This window comes from Vibrio sp. 10N.261.52.C11 (genome assembly GCF_041471405.1).
Classification (GTDB): Bacteria; Pseudomonadota; Gammaproteobacteria; order Enterobacterales; family Vibrionaceae; genus Vibrio; species Vibrio crassostreae_C.
On the sequence record NZ_JBFROI010000047.1, the window covers coordinates 15290 to 36858 of the forward strand.

A 21569-nucleotide genomic window follows, 5' to 3' on the forward strand; every position below is an offset into this window, starting at 1 on the left:
CAGTAATTATCTTGTAAAACATAGGGTTATTTTCTGTCTTTATTTAAAAAAAACAAATAGAAAACGTTTTCTATAATGCGTTGGTTATCTGCTGTTCTTGGTTGGCTATGAATGCTTATTATTATACGTCTGAATGGGTGTCTGTATCGAAAAAGAGGGCGGTTGGCCAAACTGCAGGCAAAAAAATAGCCAATCGCAATAATCGCAATTGGCCTATATATTTTGTGAACAAGAATAGGTTCACTAACAACGTCAGTTGGCTAGGTGACCCTCGGCTTAAGAAGGGTCAATATATACATTGCAGTTAGTGTGCCAACTTTTAAAACCACGTAAAACGGCAGTTTTATAGCAATCTGGTGCGTATTTGAGCGTTTAATTTGCGTTTTTGAAATACCCAATTGCAAAATGCAATTGCGATTTGCAACTTTAGAGTGTTTATTCGTTTTTCGGGTTTGTGTTCTTTCTGGCGACGAATGGTGAAATAAACAAAAAGCCCGTGCGATCTAAGAGCGCACGGGCTTGGGTATTGTTTCACCAATAGGAAGTATTAGATGGAGTAGAAGAAGTACAGTTGAGACTTCATTCTAATGATGATCCCGCGTATTACGTCTAGGAACGCCATAAAGCTGATAGGCTTCTCACCGCTTACCCACGCTAATCCGACAGAGCCAACAGGAATATCGTAACCCTCTGCCTCATCAATTTTTAAACGAACAAAGTGGTGCTTGTTCTGAAGGTTTTTGCCTGTGGTAACACGAACCTGCTCATCGATACCCAGCAAACTTGCTTGCGCTTCACCAGTGGCTTCTACAATGCCTTCTACGGTTGCAGAGAACACTTTTCCTGGGTATACCGCTGTCGCAAATTCCGCAGGTTGACCGACCTTAATATTACGAATCGCTTGGTGGTTAACTCGCATCAGCACGTACTTCTCTTCGGTATACATCTGGATACGAGGCATCATTGAAACACGCTGACCTTCACGAAGAATAAAGTTCGTTACAAAGCCGTCAGTCGGTGCCGTGACTTTGGTGCTGTTCAAGTCCCATTGTGCTTGTGCCAGTGTTGCCTTTGCTGAATCGACCTCAGTTTGCTTCTTGCTCACATTGGTTTCAGCTTTGTGGATGTTCAACTTCGCATTCTCGGCATCGACTTCTTTCTTGCTAAGCTGGGATTCCAATGTCGTAACGTTATACGTCGCTAAGTCTACCTTTGCTGTTTGTTGGTCGATGTCAGTTTCAGTGATCGTATGTTCTACCACTTTGTTTTGCTTCTGGTAACGATCAAGCGTCTTTGACTGCAGTACTAAGTCTGTTTTAGCCGAATCTATTTGTGCGACTGAAGCTTTGATGTCTTCAAGCGCCGATTGATAGCTGACTTTTGCAATGCTCACTTCTTGACGAGCTGTGTCTAAAGCGACCTCTGCAGACTCAAGTTGAACGCTGGCTTTGTCTCTTGCGATGACATATTTAGTGTCATCAATTTCGTAAATTAGCTGTCCTTCAGTCACATCCTGGTTTGGGTCGATGTGGACTTTGGAAGTTTTTCCCGACACATTAGTTGAATCGGGACGCAGCTGAATATGTGGAGACTGAACCACTGAGCCTCCCGATAGATCCATCGGAGTAAAATTGAGTAGGCCAACCCATACAAACAGCAACCAAGATGTACCCCCTAGGTACGCAAACGCCTTGGTGCCTTTGTTCCAAGGCATACCAACAAGTCTGAGTAAGTAAATGAACAGTGCCCAAATTGCCAAGCCTTCTAACATGTTTGGCTCTCCTCATCTTGCTTGTCGGAAGTTGTTTGCTCCTTGGTTGTGGTCGGTGACTTCCATGTGTCTCTTAGATTGATGATGGCTTTTTCCATATCAACGAAGGCCAAAATTACTGCTAGTACCCATACCCAGTGCCATACAAAACCAATCCATGTTAATGCGGTGATCAAACCGAGTTGTTGATGCTCTTTACTGTGAGCCTTGTTGATTGGTAATTCATGCACACGCCAGAAGCCGTAACATGCAGCAGCGATGGTTGCGACTAACACTACGCCTGCAACTACGTGTAGTGCGGTATCTGCGTCTGTTCCGACAAATGGGACACTAACTAAACTCATTGATATACCCTAGGTTAAATTGAGCACCTAGTGTTATTGATATCAGATTTAGAAGTTGATAATTTACCAATTACTTTAATAATGATGTCATTATGATTTGATCTGTAATAGTGACTTCTAAGTATGGTGGCTAATGAACAATTGTAACTTCTTAAGAGCATTGGGTATTTTGGGTATTTACCAATACGCAACGACTAATAAGGCTGTGAATACTGAGCAATTAGGTATTCCTAAATCGGTGTTTAATAACCCGATGAACCTTATCCCCGTAAGTGAAGTGGACAAATGGTATGGCTTACTTGAACAACAAACCGGTGATTCCGATATTATCTTGAAGCTGGCTGATAGAGTGGATATTGAAAGGCTAGGTCCTCTCTCTAACTGGTTTTTCTCGGGGCACGATCTGGCGTCGTCTATACGCCGAGTTAACATCGGGTTGCACTGTTTGCAGTCCGGGGCTTTTCTATATGGCGCTCAAGTCGGTAATTTCATCAAATGGTGCTACGACAATCCTGCTTATACTGAGGTGGGTAAAGTTCATGACTCAATTCGAGTTGCCATCTTTATGATGAAGATATTAAGGCGTTACTTGGGAGACGACTTTACTCCCGCAGCCGTCTCTATCGCAGGTTATCGCGAGAACACTCAACTCTATCAAGAGTATTTTGGGTGCAATATTCAGTGGGGCCAGCCACGAACTGAAATCTGGATACCAAGCCAGTCGAGGTTATCGAGCAATCAAGCCCCTTCTAGCGGCAAGATGAGCTTGGCAATGAACTTTCATGACTTAGATAATTACCTCAACATGCCTGATGCCGCGGATGAGCATAAGGTGACCTATGAGATGATCAATTACAGTCGCCATTTCGGCCTGCCAACACTGCATAAAGTGTCGAGTTTGCTTGGGTTATCTGAACAGCAATTTCAACGTCGATTGCATAACTTAGGCATCAACTTTTCTACCATTATGGGCTATGCGTTAAGTAATGTGGCGGTGGAGTTGTTGATGTATTCAGTGCCAATAGATAAAGTCGCGACGAGGCTCGGCTATACCAATGTCGCGAGCTTTAATCGGATGTTTAAGAAACATCGAGGTTTGACACCCAAGCAATATGTTGAGCGCCTAAAAACTGGCCTGTAACTATTCAGAGCTAACTTATGGTTCGTTTATGGATCAGGCTGGACAAGTAAACCATCCCCCAAGTACTCAAAATGAAAGGGGCGGTGAGTGGTAACAGTGACAGTTCATGAAAACCAAGTGTGATGAGACAGCTTAACAGCATGCCTAATAGGATTAACGGCCAACGGATTCGCGGATAGGGCACAAGTGCTAAAGTGGCAAGAATGGCGTTGTACCCGTAAAGACCTTGGGCTACCAGTTCGTTAGAAGCGCCAATCAACCCGCTAAATACGGTGCTAATTATTACTGCGAGCATAACCCAAATGGCATGCTTGATATTGTTGAGTGCGATGGCGACTAAGATAACGAGCCCCGACAACGCATTTTCGATGAAGCTGACTTGGCTTATCCCTTTTAACAACGGGATCACCACTGTCGGCAGGTTGAACCACGAGTTAGCCTCAATACTGATGAGTGGCATCAGTGCGGAATCAGGTGCAGAAAACGCTGACAGCTCAAAGGTTGATTGGATAATATAAATCAGCCAAGTGGTGAGGATAAAGGCGCTAGTGTAACCGCGATATTTCTCAAAACTGAATACGATGTGGGCAATCGGCACCGTGAGTAATGCACCTAACGCAGTCACTAAAGCCAATAATGGTGTCACACCAAAAAAGTTACCGATAAATAAACCAATCAAAGCGCCATTTAGCGCGTACATTCCACTATCAATGTCGTCAACTGACTTGTTGGTGTTGGTGTTGGTGTTGGTGTACATATAGCCATAGAAAGCTAATGCATAGCTGCAACTGGCGCCAAGTAAGGTAAGAAAAGCCAGCGCCAGTGACTCAATAGAAATGGCAAGCAACAGCAAAGTCGACGTCATGATAGACGGTGTGAAATAGACTTGCCCAATGCCATTGAGCAAGCCTTGAAACGGCAGAATATCCTTGTTCGTTTTCATCGTCTGATTACATTATTGAGTCATGTTAAATTTTTGTAATTCAGATTGTATACAATTTTATCAAGTTCACCATCTTCGAGTGTTAATTCTGATACCAGCGTTCACCATAAGCTTGTTGGTAATCTGGTGTTTCAATGATGCCTTCTTGTTCTGGAACGGTTTCTAACGGCCCAACAACAGTTCTATAGGGTAATACGCCAGCCCAAACTGGAATGTCCATATCGGCTTTATCATCATTCACTCCATGTTTACCAATCTTCACGGAAGCTTCTGTTAAAGGTATCGCCAACAACTCGGTCGCAGTGAGTTCTTTTTCATTACTGAGCCTCACTTCATCGGTTCTGCCCGGTGCGATTTGCTCAATAAAGATATTCAACAAGCGATCCTTTTCTTGATTGTCATCGATGACTGAAAATGACCCCAATACCACAGCAGAACGATAATGCGCACTATGATGAAATGCCGAACGAGCCAGCACCCAACCATCGAACAAGGTGAACGTTAAACAGGTTGGTTCTCCCTTTTTTAGTCCTTTTAGTAGGCGACTGTTTTTAGCTCCATGAATGTAGACTATATCACCCACTCGCCACGCGAGCATCGGGATGACCATTGGTCCTTGTTCGCCCTGCAATGCAATGTGTGCGATTAAGCTCTCATCAATAATTTGGTGCAGTTTCTCTTGTTCAAATACGGCTTTGTGAGCCCCTTTTTTAATCGTGGTTCTTTTCGTGTTAGATAACATAATCGCTCCTTAATCATTGCCTTTTGATTAATGTAGCGATTAACTGGTCTATTAAATAGAGCCACTTTTAAACACTATTTGGATCCAGTTATGCAGCCTATCGATGTCGGTGATCTACAGTTAGACGAACAACACGGCACGCGTCAAACCGCCTTGTTCCACGCGATAAGAGAGAAGATCGTTCAAGATTTATGGAGCAAGGGCAGTAAGTTACCTTCAACACGTAAGTTGGCTGTCGAGTTATCGGTGAGTCGAAATACGGTGATTTATGCGTACGAACAACTGGTTACTGAAGGCTATATCGAGAGTAAGCAAGGCTCAGGGTTTTATGTCTCGGTTGAACAACCAGAACACTTTCTAAGTTTGTCTAAGCCAAACAGTGTTCAGGATCCGAAGGTCAAACAAACAGTCAGTAAACCGAGTACAAACATAGCGACACCTAACGACATTAACCGCAGCTTTGCCCCAGGAGTTCCTGACTTAGATGCGTTCCCTTTTGCGAAATGGCAGAGGTTGCTGCAACGTCACTCTACACGTCAGAACATTGCGGGCAATCAAGAGGTTCAGGGAAGCTCAGCCTTGAGGGAAGCGTTGAGTGGGTATCTTGCAAGCAGTCGTTCCGTTCATTGTAATGCCGACAGAATCATCATCACCGCAGGTGCGCAGCAAGCCATCTCAATCGGATTAATGGCAACGTTAGCGATGGGCGACAAAATCCTCGTGGAGGAACCCGGTTATCGACAAGTACATAAAATTATCGATCTGTTGAGACTAGAGTTAGAAGGTGTAAGTGTGCGTGAAAAGGTGGGGTTGGATATTGAGAAAGTGTTGGCCAGTAATGCTAAGGCTCTGTATGTCACACCGAGTAACCAATACCCAATGGGCACGACTTTAAATACTGAGCAACGCCTTAAACTGATCGACTGGGCCAATCAACATCAGTCATGGATCATTGAAGATGACTATGACAGTGAGTTCCAGTTTGCTCATCGCCCTTACACCAGTATGCAAGGCTTAGCGGGTAAACTCGGGTTTGATGAACGAATCATTTATGTTGGTTCGCTGAGTAAAGTCATGTTCAACGGACTCCGCTTAGGTTACTTAGTGGTGCCAGAAAGTCTGGTGGCGAAGTGTCTTGAGATCAAAGACGCGCTCACTGGAGACACGGCGTCCCACACACAGGAAGCTTTGGCGGATTTTGTTCGAGAAGGCGACTTGCTGCGTCATATTAGAAAGATGCGTCGGTCATACAAACTCAAGTATGAAGCGATGATAGAAGCGATTGAAAGCGAGTTTAACGGTGATCTTGAAGTGATCAGTCAGGCGGCAGGGCTACATGTGACCGTGAAGTGGTATCAAGGTATATCTGAACATGAGTGGAGCCGACGAGCTGATCTTCAAAATATCATCATTCGTCCGTTTGATTTTTATGAGTACGGTTCGAGTGATGCTCGTGATTGGAGTGGGGCGGTGCTAGGGTTTGGAAATATCCGTCTGGCTGAGATAAAGCCGAAGATCAAACAGATCGCTCGGCTTTTTTATCAGTGATATTGGTAGGTATCGTTTACAGCTTGTCGATTCATCATTTATCGAGTTACAACTTGTCGATAGAGACGGTGGGTTTACCTTTACCTAGCCACTTCCGCCAAGGGAGTGACAATGTCACAAAAACAGTCACAGCATAGAGCATCGACCAACTTAAACAGATAAACACCAAGGTACAGATGACCAATGAAAGCACGGCAGTGTATCTAGATGCGCCTGTTAGTAATCGGCAAGCGGCTAACATTGCGAGCAGATAAACCAGAACAAAAATACCGTTGGCGAGCTTGAGAAAGAACTCAAGGTCTAAATTAGACAGCTCACCAATCACACACGAAATAAGCACGACAAAGCCAATTGCTAACGTTGGGTAGAGCGGTACGCCGCGGCTGTTCAGTTGAGCCATTCGACTTGCAGGGCTGTGTTGGCGGGCCTGAGCCCAGATCATCCGAGACAGGCTTTGTGTGTAAAGGTTTAGGCTGGCAAAGCAAGCAAAGAACCCCAGCACGCTGATGACGGTTTTGAAGCCATTACCAAACAGTTGTTCTGTTACCCAAGGGATGGATGCGGCATCGAATTCAGATGAACCGAAAGCACCCAGCTTAAGAATCACTACTGAACAAGCCCAGTACACTAGCCCCGCAACAAAACAGCCTGCAATGATGGCGATTGGGAAGTCACGTTGTGGATTTTTGAATTCCTCTCCCATGTGAGCAAAAGCTTCTATTCCGACAAAGCACCAAAACATGACAGCTAAAGCAGCGCCGATAGACCACATTGAATTGGATGAGATGGCAGGAAGAGCAACATCGGTTGCCGTGATGTCGGCTTTCCAAACAAAAGCGCTGACTAAGGCAAAAATCGACAATGCGATCACGGTTTGCAGTCGGCCAGAAGATTTACTGCCCATCAAATTGACGGCAATAAGCAGGGCGACGGTAAAGGATTGAGCACCAAGTGGTGTATCGAGAGGTGCGGGTAACAATTGTTGAGCAAAACCACCAGCCAGTGCAATGGCCGCTGGAATACCGACAGGAATAACACTCACAAACAACCACGCCACGCTTGTTTCTAATCGCTCGCTAAACGCCTGGCGCACAAAATAGGCAGTACCACCTGCATTCGGGTAGCGTTTTCCTAATGATGCGAAGGTCAGTGCAATCGGGCAAATAGCGATAAACAGGATTAACCAAGCGAGAAGAGACAACTGTCCTGCAATGCCTGCTGCGATCGCAGGGATCATAAATAATCCAGTGCCTAGCAAGGTCGTCGAGAGTTGTCCGATTCCTGAAATAAGCGTGATTTCTTGTTTGAGTTGTGTCATTCGCTCTCCTAGCTATTTGATTCTGGTCACGGTCTTCCAGTAACTTTCTTCTGGTGTGTGAGAAGTTATGATTGAGAGCATACATTGTTGACATCAATAATACAGCTAGCGAAACGTCGTAAGACACCGTCATTTTAACGGTATTAATCCGATTCAGTGTGAAAGTGTCGGCTGTCAGAATGGCTGTTATAAGTAGGAAAGTTGTGTCAAATTAGGCGTTATAAATAGAACAATAAATGAAAAGAATCAGAAGCATGGATAAATTTGATCGCCAGATTTTGGATATTCTCAAAACCAATGCACGATGCTCAGTGAGCGATATCGCCCGAGATGTCAGCCTCTCGCGCTCAGCGGTGAACGCCAGAATCAAGAAACTGGAAAGCGACAAAGTGATTACGGGCTACTGCGCTCAAGTGGCAGAACCCAACCAAACGAAGAATGTGTGCGCTTATATCTTGTTGAAGTTCGACATGTCGAGTAGTGACCATAGTTGTGAGTCTTACGCGAAACAAATCCAGAGTATTGATGAGGTGCAATGGTGCCACTCTATTAGCGGTGAGACAGATATGATGTTGTACGTGGAAGTGGAAAGCATGGAGAGCTTGAACCGAGTTCGCGATCAGCTGCAAAGTTACCCGGATCTTCGCCACTTAATGACTCATACGGTTTTGACCGAGTTTTTCAACAAACAGAATGCGACGGTGCATTCATGTTAGGCAATATCAACTTAAACCTACTGCGTTCACTGCATGTACTTCTTGAAGAGTGTCATGTGAGCCGTGCCGCCCAACGTTTGCATATCACACAATCCGCGGTGAGCCGTCAGCTCAGCCAGTTACGTGATTTGTGTGGCGACCCTTTGCTGGTCCGTGACGGCAACAAACTGGTGCCGACCAACCGTGCATTGCTACTCAAAGGTAAACTCGACGACCTGCTTGGCGAGTTTGACCACCTGTTAGATGATAAACCCTTCGAGCCGCAAGACTGGCAGGGTGAATTGGTGTTGTCTTCGAGTGATTATGTCGCTCAGTATATTCTTCCTGTGATTGTGGCAGAGGTGTCTGCTGAAGCGCCGAACATTAATTTGGCTTATCGATTGTGGCAGCCAAACTACCTTGAAGCACTGAACGAGTCTGGGATTCATTTGGCTTCCAGTATGTTTCCCACAAAGCCAGAACATGTCTCAAGTATCAAACTTGGTGAAGATAAGTCGGTGTGTTTGATGCGAAAGTCGCACCCGCTGGCTCAACAAGCGGTTTTGAGTGCAGAAGATATTGTTCACTACTCTCACATCAAAGTGACGGGTGGTGGAGATAAAGACAGTTACGCGGACATAGCATTGAAGAAGCAAGGGCTGAAGCGAAGAGTGGCTTTACAGGTTCCGTTCTTTTCATCTGCTGGTACTGTGTTATTGCAAGACGACTATCTGATGATCGTGCCAGAACATATCGCCTATAACCTAGGTCGACACCTCGATACTACCTACTTTTCGTTGCCATTTGATACGGAAATGCATACCTATTGGTTAATGTGGCATCCTAAATATGACAACGACTCTGCCCACAAATGGGCGCGAGAAAAAGCATTCCAAGCCATGCAAAAGTCGAGTTACAATATCAGTATGACTTGAAATCATAGGTGTGATGATAATCTTTGATTTCAAATAATACCTCCTGCGAATTATGGTAAGTGCCAAGTATTGAGTATTAAGCGTAGAGCGTTCAGCTGGAACGCTTTATTTTATTAGGAATGGAATGATGACAGTAACAATTTGGTTTTCTTTATTAGCGATTTGCTTGTTGGGTGCAATGTCTCCGGGCCCAAGCTTGGCGATGATCGCTAAACACAGTTTGGCTGGTGGCCGTATGAACGGGCTTATCGCAGCTTGGTCACACGCTGCTGGTATCGGTATTTATGCGTTCGCAACCATTGTTGGTTTAGCCGTTGTGCTTGAGCAATCCCCAATGTTATTTAAAGGTATTAGCTTAGCGGGGGCTGCTTATCTGCTTTATCTTGGCGTTAATGCGTTACGTTCGAAAGGTGGTGTTGCCGCGAAATTAGAAGCGGGTGAAAAGATGAGTTACATGCAGTCTGCTCGTGAGGCTTTCTTGATCTCTATCTTGAGCCCAAAGATCGCATTGTTCTTCATCGCTCTGTTTAGCCAATTTGTAGCGCTAGGTAATGAACTGACCAATCAAGTGATTATTGTCTCAACGCCGCTGATTGTCGACGGCCTTTGGTACACCTTTATCACCTTGGTACTGTCTAGCCCGTTGATTGTTGAACGTATTCGCTCGAAAGCTCAGTTGATTGATCGACTATCTGGCGTGGTGCTGATCCTGCTTGCTGTTCGCGTGGTGTGGACGATATAGCAGTAAACGATAAGAATAAGTAACTAGGGTCTGTTAACTTTTAGTGGTTAAATTTTGTTCGAGATAGAATCGTTTTAGGCGCGGCAAGGAGTATGTAGCCTAGTCATTCTAAGTTAATACTTCTTAACAAAGCATAAAACGATTCTAGTCGAACCCTTCGGGCAGCCTTTGTGGTTCATTTCTACTGCGTTATCGGCTTCTCATGTAGGCTAGCTACACTTCAAAGCCTCTGCCTTGTAGAAATTTCCCACAAAGTGCTGCAAAAATCAGCTCTAAAGGTCAACAGACCCTAGACGTTCACCAGAAACGACACTCATTAAAAAAGGCTCACTAGACGTTATCTAGTAAGCCTTTTTGATTTCTCTGGATTAGCTTTTGGAAGACTTGAGCTTATTAGCCTTCAGAGTTCAGTACGGCATCTAGCTTCGCCATCGAGTCTGAGAAGTAGGGGTTGTAGGTCAAACGCGCATGGTTCTTCCCTTCTTCACGATAGCCCCAAGCTGAGTACCAAACCTCACTGGTTGCATTGCATTGTTCTTCAAACCCTTCTGCCTGACCATTGGAGCAAATCTTCTCGCTACCATTGATTCCGTAATAAGGGTTGTTTGGTGAGAACAGTAAGCCCATGTGAGAGCCGTTCGAGATGCGTTGCTCTGGGATCTTCATGCTGTACTGAACAGCGCGAGGATCCTCGAGAGTCGTCTCTCCTTGCCAAACCAACACATTGTTTGGATTCGGCATAGATTCAGTAAAGGCTTGCTGAACGTAGTTGGTGTCAATCACGCTGTCGCCTTCACTCATCATAATAAAAACTGGTTTATCGAAGTGTTTATCTTGTAAGTCACCACGTACGACTTCTGATGTCTCGTAGTAAACCGATGCACCATTCATTGGCAACGAGTTGTAACGCAACACATTGTCTTCAGGATCTTGATCCGCCCAAGTGACAAAGTAGCTTGCTAGTCCCGCGTATTGAACGGCAGACGAGCTCGGTTGAAACGCAGGTGAGAACAGCAGTAACCCAGAGATCTTTGGATCGTTCATCGCCTGTGAAGTCACGAGGTTCGCGCCGGTTGAATAGCCGCCTAGCCAAACAGAATCATACTCTTGCTCAAGTAACTTCGTATGATGAGCCACCACACCTTGCCAATCTTCTAGGCTCGGCTGCATTAAATCACCCACGCGACTGCCGTGACCCGGAAGTAATACGGTTCTCACTAAGTAACCTTGCTCTGCCAAATGGGTAGCGATGTCTTTAAATGAGTAAGGTGAGTCGCCTAATCCATGAACCAATAATACCGCCTTGCCGTTTGGCGAGGTTGGTTGATACTCGGTTGGTGAATTGAGTTGGATCTCGAGTTGCTTGTCTTCCGTCATGAACACGCGGTTTTTCAATAACCAATCTTGTGTGTCATTGACGTAGGCATCAAAGCTGTCTTGCTGATAGCTAGGCAAGTCTGGAGATGTTTCGTAAGCGGGTATCGGTGTCTCGTTGGAACAACCAACGAGACTTAAAGTCGTTAAGGCCAGCAGTGCTAGGAGGGGCTTTCTTTGCATTATGTAATCTTGTCTCTGTTGTGCTTTCACTATGTCTGAAACTAAAGTTTAGGTTACTTTTTGCTTGAAAGGTCTTCGTATTCACCTTCAATAACACCGGCATCATTGGTTGATGACTGACGAGTGTTCATATGAGCTGCGAAACCTTGTTTCTTCATTTGATTCTGAATGCGCTTGCCAGTAATTAAAGCTGCAATAGCTAAAGGAATAGCAAGGATCAAGCTTGTGAATAACGCCAAAAGGCCAGTAAACAATGCAATAATCGTAACTAATATATTTTTCATATTCATTCCTCTTTTTCTATGTTGTTACTTTATCGCTTCTATTCTGAACGAAACATGAACGCCGTTAATAAATCTCTGAGAGTCACTATGACACGGATGTGTGCTGTTAGGGAGTTTATATGTAGTCATAATCACGCACTAAAAACATGGAATAAAACTAAGTTTAATAAAATCAATATGTTAAAAGTTGGCACGCTTGATGCTCTATAGGGGTTGGAATAAGTCACTGTAAGCAAAGTACTTACAGTTAATAAAAATTACTGGAGCCCTTATATGTTCTGTATTCAATGTGAACAAACAATTCAAACCCCAACCGTAAAAGGCTGTTCTTTCGCACAAGGTATGTGTGGTAAAACTTCGGAAGTATCCGACCTTCAAGACGTGTTGGTGCATTCTCTTCAAGGTGTTTCTTTTTGGGCCAATTTGGGCCGTGCGTGTGATGTTATTGATACTGAAATCGACGAGTGGGCGCCAAAAGCGTTTTTCGCAACACTAACCAACGTTAACTTCGACCCTGCTCGTATCATCGAATTCGCACAACAGTCCCATGAATTCAAGCAGCGTTTAGAGCAACAGGTTCGCGCGGCAGCGACATTGATTGGTTTTGAGATCCCAGCGCTTTCTGCTGCTGCTCAATTCGACCTTCCAACGGACTCTTCAGAGCTATTGGCGCTTGCCCCTCAAGCGGCGGTAAACCGTGGTCACGACTCTCAACACGAAGATGTGATTGGTCTTCGCCTTCTTTGCCTATACGGTCTAAAAGGTGCAGCAGCTTACATGGAGCACGCACGTGTTCTTGGTCAAACTGATAATGCTATTTTCGCTGAATACCATGAAATCATGGCGTTCCTAGGTACAGATCCATCAGACCTAAAACAACTGTTAGATACGTCTATGCAGATCGGCTTAATGAACTACAAGGTCATGGAAATGTTGGATAAAGGCGAGACAGATACCTTCGGTCACCCTCAACCAACAACCGTGAATGTGAAGACGAAGCGAGGTCACTGTATCCTTGTTTCTGGTCACGACCTGCATGATCTAGAAAAGATCCTTCAACAAACGGAAGGCAAGGGCATTAACGTTTACACCAACGGTGAGATGCTACCTGCACACGGCTACCCTGAACTAAACAAGTACCCACACCTTGCGGGTAACTACGGCAGCGCTTGGCAGAACCAGCAAAAAGAATTTGCGAACTTCCCAGGTGCGATCGTAATGACATCTAACTGTCTGCTTAACCCAGATGTGGGCTCGTACGCTGACCGCCTATTTACGCGTAGCATCGTAGGCTGGCCGGGTGTTGCTCACCTTGAAGGTGACGATTTCAGTGCAGTGATCGATTGTGCTCTTGCGCAAGAAGGCTTTAAGCATGACGAGATCGAGCAAATGATCACTGTCGGTTTTGGTCGTAACGCCTTGATGGAAGCAGCGCCTGCGGTTGTTGAACAAGTGAAAGAAGGCAACATCAAACACTTCTTCCTAGTGGGTGGTTGTGACGGCGACAAATCTGAACGTAGCTACTACACAGATTTCACAGCTCAAGCGCCAGAAGATTCAGTAATCCTGACATTGGCATGTGGTAAATTCCGTTTCAACAAAAACCAATTCGGCGACATTAACGGTATTCCACGTCTGCTCGATGTTGGCCAATGTAACGATGCATACTCAGCGATTCAGCTTGCTCTTGCGCTGTCTCAAGAGTTTGATTGTGGCATCAACGAACTACCACTAACACTTGTTCTTTCTTGGTTCGAGCAAAAAGCGATCGTTATCCTGCTTACTCTGTTCGCACTGGGTGTGAAAGGTATCTACACAGGCCCAACAGCGCCTGCATTCCTAACTGAAAACCTACTAAAGATTATTCAAGACGAGTTCGATATGCGTTCTATCTCAACGCCAGAGCAAGATCTTAAAACAATCTTAGCGGCTTAATCTAAGCCCACTCCCAAGCCCCGTTGTTGCTGTTCTCTAGGAACGTGCAGCGGCGGGGCTTTTTAGATTTAATTCTTTAGTATCAGTGAGGTGTGTGAACTATGTATGCATGGTCGGATAGCGATTCAATCAATTTAGTGTGTTTAAAGAAATGGCACGAGACGCCAGATACGGTCAGCTTTGAGCTTGGCAGTATTCCACAAGATTTACATTTCAATTTTAAGCCCGGTCAGTTCATCACCTTGGGTTTAGATATGCCGACGAAAACGGATTACCGTGCTTATTCCGTGGCTTCTTGCCCCGAAGATAACCGCCTGAAGTTGACGGTCAAGCGTGTGGAAGGTGGCTTGGTTTCGAACTTTATTGTTGATGAGCTTGATGAAGGTGACGAGGTTTCTGTGTTGAAGCCGGCAGGCGCGTTTAACTGTATTGATTGCATGCCAACGGCAACAAAGAAAGTAACGCTAGTGAGTGCGGGCTGTGGTATTACACCCGTAATGGCGATGGTAAAATATTGGCTGTCTCAAGACAGTGACAGTGACATTGAGATTGATTTCGTCCACATGGCACGCAACAAGCTTGAGACTATCTACTTTCAAGAACTTCATCAGCTCGATGAATCACATGCGAATTTCAACTTAAAACTGCTGTTAAAAGACAACGAAGGAACAACCGCCCCTCAAGGTCGTTTAGATAAAAACTGGTTGGTGAAACTGAGCCCAGATATCTTAGATAGAACGGTTTACCTGTGTGGGCCTGTCGGCTTCATGCAAGATATTGAGAGTTATCTGAAAGAGCTTGAGTTCAACATGGATAACTTCTATCAAGAAAGCTTTACTCCTGCTACTCAGGATGCTCAATCAGAAGCGTCAAACGCCGAAATTGCTGACGATACGAATAGTGCTGTTAAGGTATTTGTGCCTGCGTTCGGCGCTGAAGTTGAAGCGGAAACTGGCACACCATTGGCGGATTCATTAGAAAAAGCAGGCGTTCCAATTATTATCGCTTGTCGTAGTGGGATTTGTGGTTCGTGTAAATGCAAAGTGACCAAAGGATCTGTGGAATCAAGCAGCCAAGAAACATTGACGCCAGAGCAGATTGAACAGGGCTACGTGCTTGCATGTTCAAGCTCGATTCAGTCAGATGTTGAGGTTGAGTTATAACAGACGTAAAGCTGTGCAAGAGTGATGAAGACAAGATCTTATTATAGCGATAAAAGTTAGGGCGCTAGATGTAAAAAGGCCACCTAGATCAGTTAGAGAGAGCAGATCTAAGTGGCAACCCTCTTGTTTATACGGGGGAGTAAAACAAAAGGGGTTGCGAAGTCCATACAGACTTCGCAGATATAGTTATTATGTTGTGGAGCTTGTTGCGATGGACGTATCTACAAGAGCGAAGTTAATTAAACTTCTGGGTATGTCTTGTAGCGCACACCCATCATCTGTTCCATACAGTGAACAACTTGGCAGCTGTAGCCAAACTCGTTATCGTACCAAATGTACAGCACGGCACGATTGTCTTGTGCGATAGTCGCCACACCGTCAACCACACCTGGGTGACGAGAGCCAACCAAGTCGGTAGATACAATCTCAGTCGAGTCTGTGTAATCAATTTGTGCAGACAAAGCAGAAGACAGCGCCATTTCACGCAGGTACTCGTTCAACTCTTCTTTGTTTGTGCCTTTCTCAAGGTTTAGGTTCGCAACTGCCATTGAAACGTTTGGCGTAGGAACGCGAATCGCATTACCTGTTAGCTTACCTTCCATTTCCGGCATCGCTTTTGATACTGCTTTAGCAGCGCCAGTCGATGTCAGTACCATGTTCAATGATGCAGCACGACCACGACGATCACCCGAGTGGAAGTTATCGATTAGGTTTTGATCATTGGTAAATGAGTGCACCGTTTCGATGTGACCAGACAGCACGCCAAACTTGTCGTGAACCGCTTTCAATACTGGCGTGATTGCGTTAGTAGTACAGCTTGCTGCAGAGATGATGGTGTCTTCTGGCTGAATAACATTTTCATTCACACCAAATACCACGTTCTTGATGTCGCCTTTACCAGGTGCAGTCAGTAGCACTTTCTTCGCACCGTTACACGCAACGTGTTGGCTCAGGCCTTCCGCGTCACGCCATACGCCTGTGTTATCAACCACAAGTGCATTTTCAACACCGTAAGCCGTGTAATCCACTTCTTCTGGTTTGTTTGCGTAGATAACTTGGATGAAGTTACCGTTAACGATGATCGCTTTGCGTTCTTGGTCTACAACAATGCTGCCGTTGAATTGGCCGTGTACAGAGTCACGACGAAGCAGGCTTGCACGTTTTTCTAGGTCGCCATCTTTGCCGCCGCGTACAACGATTGCACGTAAACGCAGTGGGTACCCCGGGCCACTTTTCTCGATCAACAGACGAGTTAGCAGTCGGCCAATACGACCAAAACCGTACAATACAACGTCACGAGGTTCTGTCATTGCATCGCCTTCAAGCGATTCGATAAGTGCAGTTTGTAGGAAATCATCCAACCCATGTGTGTCTTCGCGGTCTTGCCAGAATGAATGCGCAAGGCGACCAACATCAATACGACATGGAGATAAGTCCATAGAGAGAAGGTGTTGAATAATAGGTTGAGTCTGTTCTGCTGTAAGAGGAGAACCAGTGTAACGTTTTGCGATGCGGTGAGCTTTGATGATGTCGATAGTTGTCGCGTTAACTAAGGTCTTACCAAAGAGGATAACTTCTACGCCTTTTTGACGGTATAACTGACCTAAAGTTGGAGCGATGGATTCAGCAATGGTTTGACTAGTTTGCCAATCTAGGAGGTGCTTTTCGGGACTCATCTTTACTCGGGACCTTTCACGTTAAGTTTCTGCATTCATGGCGGTTGTAGGGAAGCCAATCAGCATAGGGGATTTGAGGCATCAGTCTGTGGTCTTTATTGCCACTTAAATGTGCTGATATACCTTGTGTGTAACTTGTAATTTTTATGTGGCAGGATTGTAAGGTACGACGGGTTATTCTGCTAGGAAAAATAAATGCAGACAAAATATCTGCAAATTGGCTTTATATTAGCCATAAATCAAGATTTGAACGTCGATAAAGACTATTGACTTTAATAATCTGTAGCACTTATTTTTCGTCAAAAAATACTCAATTCAAAGGATAATATGTAATACAGGTCATATTGAACATTAAAGGTGTGATCGCTAACTCAAGTTACACGTAAACAGTAAACGATAAATAAGGGAATTAACGAGTATTGATGTTTGACCTTTGAATAAGCCTAGCTTGAGTGTGAAAAGTGCATCACGCAAACGATTGGATGTCACAATTTTAACCTAACTATCCACTTTGTTAGCACGCAGAGTCATTATTCACAGTCTAGTTGAGCCGCAGAATGTGGATGTGTACTTGTTATGCCGGTGATAATAACTGGAGAAAACGTCTTTTGTTTACCTTTTGCTCACTGAAACCTCGCTTGCTTACATCTCATTTGTAGAAACCTCCTCGAGTAGACCTCTCTCACGTAACGTTCACTTGTCTAAAATCGGCTTGTCTCAATCTCACTTAGTAAAGCAGAGTCCTCCGCTTTAAAGCCCTGTTTTGGATGCCTGTTGATTCTAATTTTTCGTTCTGGGCTCAGAGTATCATTTGTTCATATCCAATTTGATCAATAACCCCCTGTTAATGTCCTATTCTTAATTTGGGTTAGGTAAATTACTTTCGGGAAGGGAGTAGTTATAAAAATGATAAACATGTCAATTAGATGGCGTCTTATTTTTCTTTCCACGGTTTCTGTACTCATTATGTTCGGGTTTACAGTGAATGAAGTGCTTAAGAACGATGAGAAGATGAATCACCTTGAAACAACGCGTATTAAGGTCGAAGCGCTTCAATTTTTTAATACGGTTTCAAGTGATGCTTATCGATGGTTGGTGCTGTCTAATGATTCCCCTGAGAAAGGTCAGTTGCTTTTAACACTGCAATCAGAACTGGATAGACTGACTCAGTATGGAATGCGACTTCAACGGTTCGACAGCAATTGGAGTATTGACCCTCAGTTAGCTGAATTGAAAAAGTTGTTGATGATCCTAGCTAGTACACCTGAAACGACAGACAGCAGAAAATTGACAGAGCGCGCTTTCGACTTGTTAAAAGACGTGCTGATGGAGCTGTCTGAATATCGTATGGCCTTAGTCGATGAAAATATCGGTCAAGCTGAAGCGATGTTTATCAATCTTACGCATTATGTGTTTTGGACTCAGAGAGAAGCGTGGTTAAGCTTCAGTTTGAATCGCTCCCCAGAGTTTAAAAACCAATACTTGCTTAGCTATGTCGCTGCTCTAGAGAGGCAGCAACAGCTATTAGATACATTTTTCCGTTCGGATACGCGTTCTCCAAACATTAGACAGTTGCTAAACGCTGTCGCCAAAGATGAATTCCAAGACAAATTTACATCTCGAATCCTCAAAGGGGACTTTTCATCACCCGAAATATATCAACACTTGAAAAGCTTAGAGGTTAAAAAACGGGCTATTTCAAACGCGATTGGCGCTTACACCAATCAAATACAGTTTGAACTGACCAAGAATATCGCGTTGCAGAAAAGGCAAACCTTGGTCATGACGTTGCTTATACTCATCGCTTCTGGTGTTTTGATGTGGCTTGGGGTTGCGACATCTCTGCGCTTAAACAGAAACCTGTCGATTATCTTGAAAGGTGTGTCGGAATGCGCTGATAGCTACGGCCAGCCAAAGGTGATTCGTATCCAAGGGAACGATGAGCTTGCCGAGTTCACTGAAACCCTAAATCGAGTGATGGAACGCAACTATCTGCACAACAAAGAGTTGATAACAGCAAAAGAAGACGCGATTTCGGCTAACAAAGCCAAAAGCGCATTCTTAGCAAATATGTCACATGAAATACGCACGCCACTTAACGGGATCATTGGCATGGCTGAGATCTTATCTCAAAGCCAACTGAGCCCAAATCAACAAGAAGTACTGGGGGATATCGAATCGTCCTCTCACTCTTTACTGGTGCTGCTGAATGACATACTCGACCTGTCTAAAATCGAGTCGGGTAACTTGATGTTGTCACCACACAATGCTGATTTGCGAGAAGCGGTTTATGACTCTGTGAGTGTGATTCAGTCGAAAGCGATCAGTAAAGACATTGAACTCGATATCAACATTGATGCTCAAACCCCAACACAGCTGTTTTTCGATGAGTATCGTGTTCGACAAGTGCTAACCAATTTGCTGTCTAATGCTATTAAATTTACCTCAAAAGGCACGATTACAACGGATATTGCTTATACACCGATGTCTTTGGGGCGAGGTAAGCTTGAATGCAGTGTGTCTGATAGCGGGATTGGGATTGAGCCAGAGAAGCTAGAGTCCATTTTTGAACCTTTCACTCAAGAAGATGGCAGTATTACTCGCCAATTCGGCGGTACAGGGCTAGGGCTTGCGATTTGTCGGCAGCTTGTTGACTTGATGGGCGGCTATATTACCGCACGCTCAGTGAAAGGAGGAGGCTCTACATTCACCTTTTGTTTGTACGTAGACACGGTCGAGGCTCACGCTCAAACGTTCGATAACCTAAGCCGTGCGACAATTATTTCTAATTCTTTCAATTACCTCGATCAATTGGTCAAAGAGTGCGAGCGCTTAAATGTTCGACCTAATGTTGTATCATCCATTTCGGATCTTGGTGAGAGCCTGAAAGAAAGTGACTTGGTGCTTTATTGTCACACGCTGCATCACTCTATGAGGAAAGATCTTGAGGCGTTAAAGGCGTTGTATCCGCTGACTCGCGTTATTGTGTGCCAGCATCACCTATTTAAAACCAATCTAATCACAGAAACGGTTCACTCGACTCACACATTACCATTTTTGGGTAGACGCTTCTTAAACAGCCTACGATCGCTTGATGCCGGTGAAGTACAATCACCGACGGTGGAAGCAAAAGATGAAGAAGTTCGCTCTCTGAATCGACGCATTTTGATCGTTGAAGACAATCTGATGAATCAAAAAATAGCGAGCTTCTTCCTTGAGCAAGCGGGTTATGAATATTTGATTGCCAGTAATGGCCAAGAAGCGGTGGATGTCATCACCCAGGGTGCTCAGTTTGATGCAGTCTTAATGGACTGCATGATGCCTGTTATGGATGGCATAACGGCGACTCGTGCGATACGTCAGTGGGAAGCCGATCAACAAGTCACACCATTACCCATCATAGCTTTAACCGCCAGTGTTCTAGAAGAAGACATCAAAGATTGTTTTGAAGCCGGTATGAACGCCTACTTACCTAAACCCTATAAATCTCACCAGCTGTACGATCTTTTCAGTAGCCTTGATATTGTCTAGGGCTCCCGTATCAAGGCTAGCGCGGCGCTACTTAACGAACTTCCAATCCAAGGTTGTATTGTGCAAGGCAACGACCGACATAGCTGATGTTCAGCAAGGCTGCGACTAAGATGGTGCTGATGTGGGCGACGATTTGAATTGGCAGTGAGAAGTGATCGGCCATTGGATAAGCAACAATAATACTGAGAAGCATAAGCAAGGTTGTGATAGCTAGACTGAAGTTTGAAACAGAAAGCAGAGTTTGAAAGCGTTGAGTCATCGTCTTCATATTGAATTCCTAATTGCTATTAATAATTATGATACTTGTTATTAATATCAATTAGCGTTCCATTTTTAATTTACATTTAAAATCATAATCTTATGTAATTTTTCTTGTTTTTAGAGTCTAAGTGACACGTGCGAATTGCATGTCTTTATGACTTGATCGTGTTTCTTTACCATTGTCTAAACCCACAAGTATCGATGTGGAATCGAACACCTGAATATAAACCAAGCCCAACATTATTTTTTTGCCCGAATTCCGAATGAATCTTTTTAAGTTTCACGTGTAGATCTTCGCGAGTAATGTCATTTGCAGGCACTAGGTCTAAGGCACAAAACTCTAAGTGCTTACTTCGCAGTGCACCACCAGCTTGTTGATTGTAGATATCGGTTCGCTCTCCAGATACTGGTATAACAACACCGATTTCAGGCTCAATATATTGTTGTATGTACTTCAGGGTATTGATCATGTTTGGCACATGTTTCTTATTTGGGAGGGTAAACAAGGTTGTATTACTCATTGCCCAATCCGTCCCTTGCAATAGAACGAGATGCAGAGGCATGCTCTGAGTAACGCCATTGTCCTTGAGTTGTTGTCCGATTGCTCTCACTTGGTCTTGAGCGTGATTGAGGAGCATCCAACCTCGAAATGCTGATCGGGTCGGAACCTTGTAGCCATGAACATCGACCACGAGATCGTCATAAGTGATTTCGGTTTCTTCGGTATAAAGTTTCTCAAATTTTTCAGGGTAAGGTTGTGTCGTTGATAACGCCAAGGTTATCAGAATACTTCCGTACATAAAGTCTCTCCATCGCTAGTGTACACTCGTTATTTAGTTTGATACTGCTGTTGAGTTTCATTCATTTTGCTTAGGTACGCTTAAGCCTAGACGGTTAGGTTTAGATGCTTAAGTATAGACGCTGGAGTTTAGGTAAAAAAAACCCACTACTAAGAGTGGGTTACTAACATTGTTACAAGTAAA

Annotated in this window: 18 protein-coding genes; 8 read left to right on the forward strand and 10 right to left on the reverse strand. The window is 44.4% G+C overall.

The features are described from left to right. Positions 1–547 precede the first annotated feature (547 nt). Positions 548–1771, reverse strand: coding sequence for an HlyD family secretion protein (locus tag AB4323_RS17730; RefSeq protein ID WP_017066494.1), 1224 nt, complete (start codon positions 1769–1771; stop codon positions 548–550). Next, positions 1765–2115, reverse strand: a complete 351-nt coding sequence (locus AB4323_RS17735) for an MFS transporter (protein ID WP_017061787.1) — start codon at positions 2113–2115, stop codon at positions 1765–1767. The genes AB4323_RS17730 and AB4323_RS17735 overlap by 7 nt, the downstream gene beginning before the upstream one ends. A 133-nt stretch (positions 2116–2248) precedes the next feature. Here AB4323_RS17735 and AB4323_RS17740 point away from each other — a divergent pair, with 133 nt between their 5' ends. After that, the gene (locus AB4323_RS17740; RefSeq protein ID WP_017061786.1) at positions 2249–3256 is read left to right on the forward strand and encodes an AraC family transcriptional regulator; all 1008 of its coding nucleotides are present in this window, start codon (positions 2249–2251) and stop codon (positions 3254–3256) included. A gap of 10 nt (positions 3257–3266) precedes the next feature. Here the strand turns inward: AB4323_RS17740 and AB4323_RS17745 are convergent, their stop codons facing one another. Further along, positions 3267–4199, reverse strand: a complete 933-nt coding sequence (locus AB4323_RS17745) for an urea transporter (protein WP_017064860.1) — start codon at positions 4197–4199, stop codon at positions 3267–3269. A gap of 82 nt (positions 4200–4281) precedes the next feature. Then, positions 4282–4941 (reverse strand): pyridoxamine 5'-phosphate oxidase family protein, encoded by a 660-nt coding sequence (locus tag AB4323_RS17750; RefSeq protein WP_017061784.1) that lies wholly within the window; start codon positions 4939–4941, stop codon positions 4282–4284. A gap of 90 nt (positions 4942–5031) precedes the next feature. Between AB4323_RS17750 and AB4323_RS17755 the strand changes: the two genes are divergently transcribed. After that, positions 5032–6489: a PLP-dependent aminotransferase family protein gene (locus tag AB4323_RS17755; RefSeq protein ID WP_372103333.1), complete on the forward strand. Its 1458-nt coding sequence runs from the start codon at positions 5032–5034 to the stop codon at positions 6487–6489. 46 nt (positions 6490–6535) lie between these two features. On the opposite strand, the gene yjeH is transcribed toward AB4323_RS17755, so the two are convergent. Then, positions 6536–7807 carry an L-methionine/branched-chain amino acid transporter gene (yjeH, locus tag AB4323_RS17760; RefSeq protein WP_102332006.1) on the reverse strand — a complete coding sequence of 424 codons (1272 nt, stop codon included), beginning with the start codon at positions 7805–7807 and terminating at the stop codon, positions 6536–6538. Between the two features lie 254 nt (positions 7808–8061). On the opposite strand from yjeH, the gene AB4323_RS17765 reads away from it, so the two are divergent. From AB4323_RS17765 to AB4323_RS17775, 3 genes are all read left to right on the forward strand, one after another. Further along, positions 8062–8523, forward strand: a complete 462-nt coding sequence (locus tag AB4323_RS17765) for an Lrp/AsnC family transcriptional regulator (RefSeq protein WP_017061781.1) — start codon at positions 8062–8064, stop codon at positions 8521–8523. Beyond that, on the forward strand, positions 8517–9437 hold the full coding sequence (locus tag AB4323_RS17770; protein WP_017061780.1) for a LysR family transcriptional regulator: 921 nt from the start codon (positions 8517–8519) through the stop codon (positions 9435–9437). Before AB4323_RS17765 ends, AB4323_RS17770 begins: the two co-directional genes overlap by 7 nt. A 127-nt stretch (positions 9438–9564) precedes the next feature. Next, complete coding sequence (locus AB4323_RS17775; RefSeq protein WP_017061779.1) at positions 9565–10179, forward strand: LysE family translocator; 615 nt, start codon at positions 9565–9567, stop codon at positions 10177–10179. A gap of 393 nt (positions 10180–10572) precedes the next feature. On the opposite strand, the gene AB4323_RS17780 is transcribed toward AB4323_RS17775, so the two are convergent. Together AB4323_RS17780 and AB4323_RS17785 are read right to left on the reverse strand one after the other, a co-directional pair. Continuing rightward, positions 10573–11736 carry a carboxylesterase gene (locus AB4323_RS17780; protein ID WP_017061778.1) on the reverse strand — a complete coding sequence of 388 codons (1164 nt, stop codon included), beginning with the start codon at positions 11734–11736 and terminating at the stop codon, positions 10573–10575. Between the two features lie 53 nt (positions 11737–11789). Beyond that, a complete protein-coding gene (locus AB4323_RS17785) occupies positions 11790–12020 on the reverse strand; it encodes a hypothetical protein (RefSeq protein WP_286301683.1) in 231 nt (76 codons plus the stop codon). Between the two features lie 273 nt (positions 12021–12293). Here AB4323_RS17785 and hcp point away from each other — a divergent pair, with 273 nt between their 5' ends. Together hcp and AB4323_RS17795 are read left to right on the forward strand one after the other, a co-directional pair. Continuing rightward, complete coding sequence (gene hcp, locus AB4323_RS17790) at positions 12294–13955, forward strand: hydroxylamine reductase (RefSeq protein ID WP_017068651.1); 1662 nt, start codon at positions 12294–12296, stop codon at positions 13953–13955. Between the two features lie 101 nt (positions 13956–14056). After that, positions 14057–15118, forward strand: a complete 1062-nt coding sequence (locus tag AB4323_RS17795; RefSeq protein WP_372152999.1) for a 2Fe-2S iron-sulfur cluster-binding protein — start codon at positions 14057–14059, stop codon at positions 15116–15118. A gap of 239 nt (positions 15119–15357) precedes the next feature. Here the strand turns inward: AB4323_RS17795 and AB4323_RS17800 are convergent, their stop codons facing one another. Then, a complete protein-coding gene (locus tag AB4323_RS17800; protein WP_017068649.1) occupies positions 15358–16794 on the reverse strand; it encodes a glyceraldehyde-3-phosphate dehydrogenase in 1437 nt (478 codons plus the stop codon). A 966-nt stretch (positions 16795–17760) separates the two neighbouring features. Between AB4323_RS17800 and AB4323_RS17805 the strand changes: the two genes are divergently transcribed. Then, positions 17761–20325, forward strand: coding sequence for an ATP-binding protein (locus AB4323_RS17805; protein ID WP_372153012.1), 2565 nt, complete (start codon positions 17761–17763; stop codon positions 20323–20325). 31 nt (positions 20326–20356) lie between these two features. Here the strand turns inward: AB4323_RS17805 and AB4323_RS17810 are convergent, their stop codons facing one another. Then, the gene (locus AB4323_RS17810) at positions 20357–20593 is read right to left on the reverse strand and encodes a hypothetical protein (protein ID WP_017061772.1); all 237 of its coding nucleotides are present in this window, start codon (positions 20591–20593) and stop codon (positions 20357–20359) included. Positions 20594–20759: 166 nt separating this feature from the next. Further along, on the reverse strand, positions 20760–21386 hold the full coding sequence (locus AB4323_RS17815; protein WP_017066096.1) for a D-Ala-D-Ala carboxypeptidase family metallohydrolase: 627 nt from the start codon (positions 21384–21386) through the stop codon (positions 20760–20762). Positions 21387–21569 lie beyond the last annotated feature (183 nt).

Excerpts from the sequence above, each read along its gene's own strand:
- AB4323_RS17730 (WP_017066494.1), bottom strand. The coding sequence starts at position 1,771 with ATGTTAGAAGGCTTGGCAATTTGGGCACTGTTCATTTACTTACTCAGA.
- AB4323_RS17735 (WP_017061787.1), bottom strand. The coding sequence starts at position 2,115 with ATGAGTTTAGTTAGTGTCCCATTTGTCGGAACAGACGCAGATACCGCA.
- AB4323_RS17740 (WP_017061786.1), top strand. The coding sequence starts at position 2,249 with ATGAACAATTGTAACTTCTTAAGAGCATTGGGTATTTTGGGTATTTAC.
- AB4323_RS17745 (WP_017064860.1), bottom strand. The coding sequence starts at position 4,199 with ATGAAAACGAACAAGGATATTCTGCCGTTTCAAGGCTTGCTCAATGGC.
- AB4323_RS17750 (WP_017061784.1), bottom strand. The coding sequence starts at position 4,941 with ATGTTATCTAACACGAAAAGAACCACGATTAAAAAAGGGGCTCACAAA.
- AB4323_RS17755 (WP_372103333.1), top strand. The coding sequence starts at position 5,032 with ATGCAGCCTATCGATGTCGGTGATCTACAGTTAGACGAACAACACGGC.
- yjeH (WP_102332006.1), bottom strand. The coding sequence starts at position 7,807 with ATGACACAACTCAAACAAGAAATCACGCTTATTTCAGGAATCGGACAA.
- AB4323_RS17765 (WP_017061781.1), top strand. The coding sequence starts at position 8,062 with ATGGATAAATTTGATCGCCAGATTTTGGATATTCTCAAAACCAATGCA.
- AB4323_RS17770 (WP_017061780.1), top strand. The coding sequence starts at position 8,517 with ATGTTAGGCAATATCAACTTAAACCTACTGCGTTCACTGCATGTACTT.
- AB4323_RS17775 (WP_017061779.1), top strand. The coding sequence starts at position 9,565 with ATGACAGTAACAATTTGGTTTTCTTTATTAGCGATTTGCTTGTTGGGT.
- AB4323_RS17780 (WP_017061778.1), bottom strand. The coding sequence starts at position 11,736 with ATGCAAAGAAAGCCCCTCCTAGCACTGCTGGCCTTAACGACTTTAAGT.
- AB4323_RS17785 (WP_286301683.1), bottom strand. The coding sequence starts at position 12,020 with ATGAAAAATATATTAGTTACGATTATTGCATTGTTTACTGGCCTTTTG.
- hcp (WP_017068651.1), top strand. The coding sequence starts at position 12,294 with ATGTTCTGTATTCAATGTGAACAAACAATTCAAACCCCAACCGTAAAA.
- AB4323_RS17795 (WP_372152999.1), top strand. The coding sequence starts at position 14,057 with ATGTATGCATGGTCGGATAGCGATTCAATCAATTTAGTGTGTTTAAAG.
- AB4323_RS17800 (WP_017068649.1), bottom strand. The coding sequence starts at position 16,794 with ATGAGTCCCGAAAAGCACCTCCTAGATTGGCAAACTAGTCAAACCATT.
- AB4323_RS17805 (WP_372153012.1), top strand. The coding sequence starts at position 17,761 with ATGTTCGGGTTTACAGTGAATGAAGTGCTTAAGAACGATGAGAAGATG.
- AB4323_RS17810 (WP_017061772.1), bottom strand. The coding sequence starts at position 20,593 with ATGAAGACGATGACTCAACGCTTTCAAACTCTGCTTTCTGTTTCAAAC.
- AB4323_RS17815 (WP_017066096.1), bottom strand. The coding sequence starts at position 21,386 with ATGTACGGAAGTATTCTGATAACCTTGGCGTTATCAACGACACAACCT.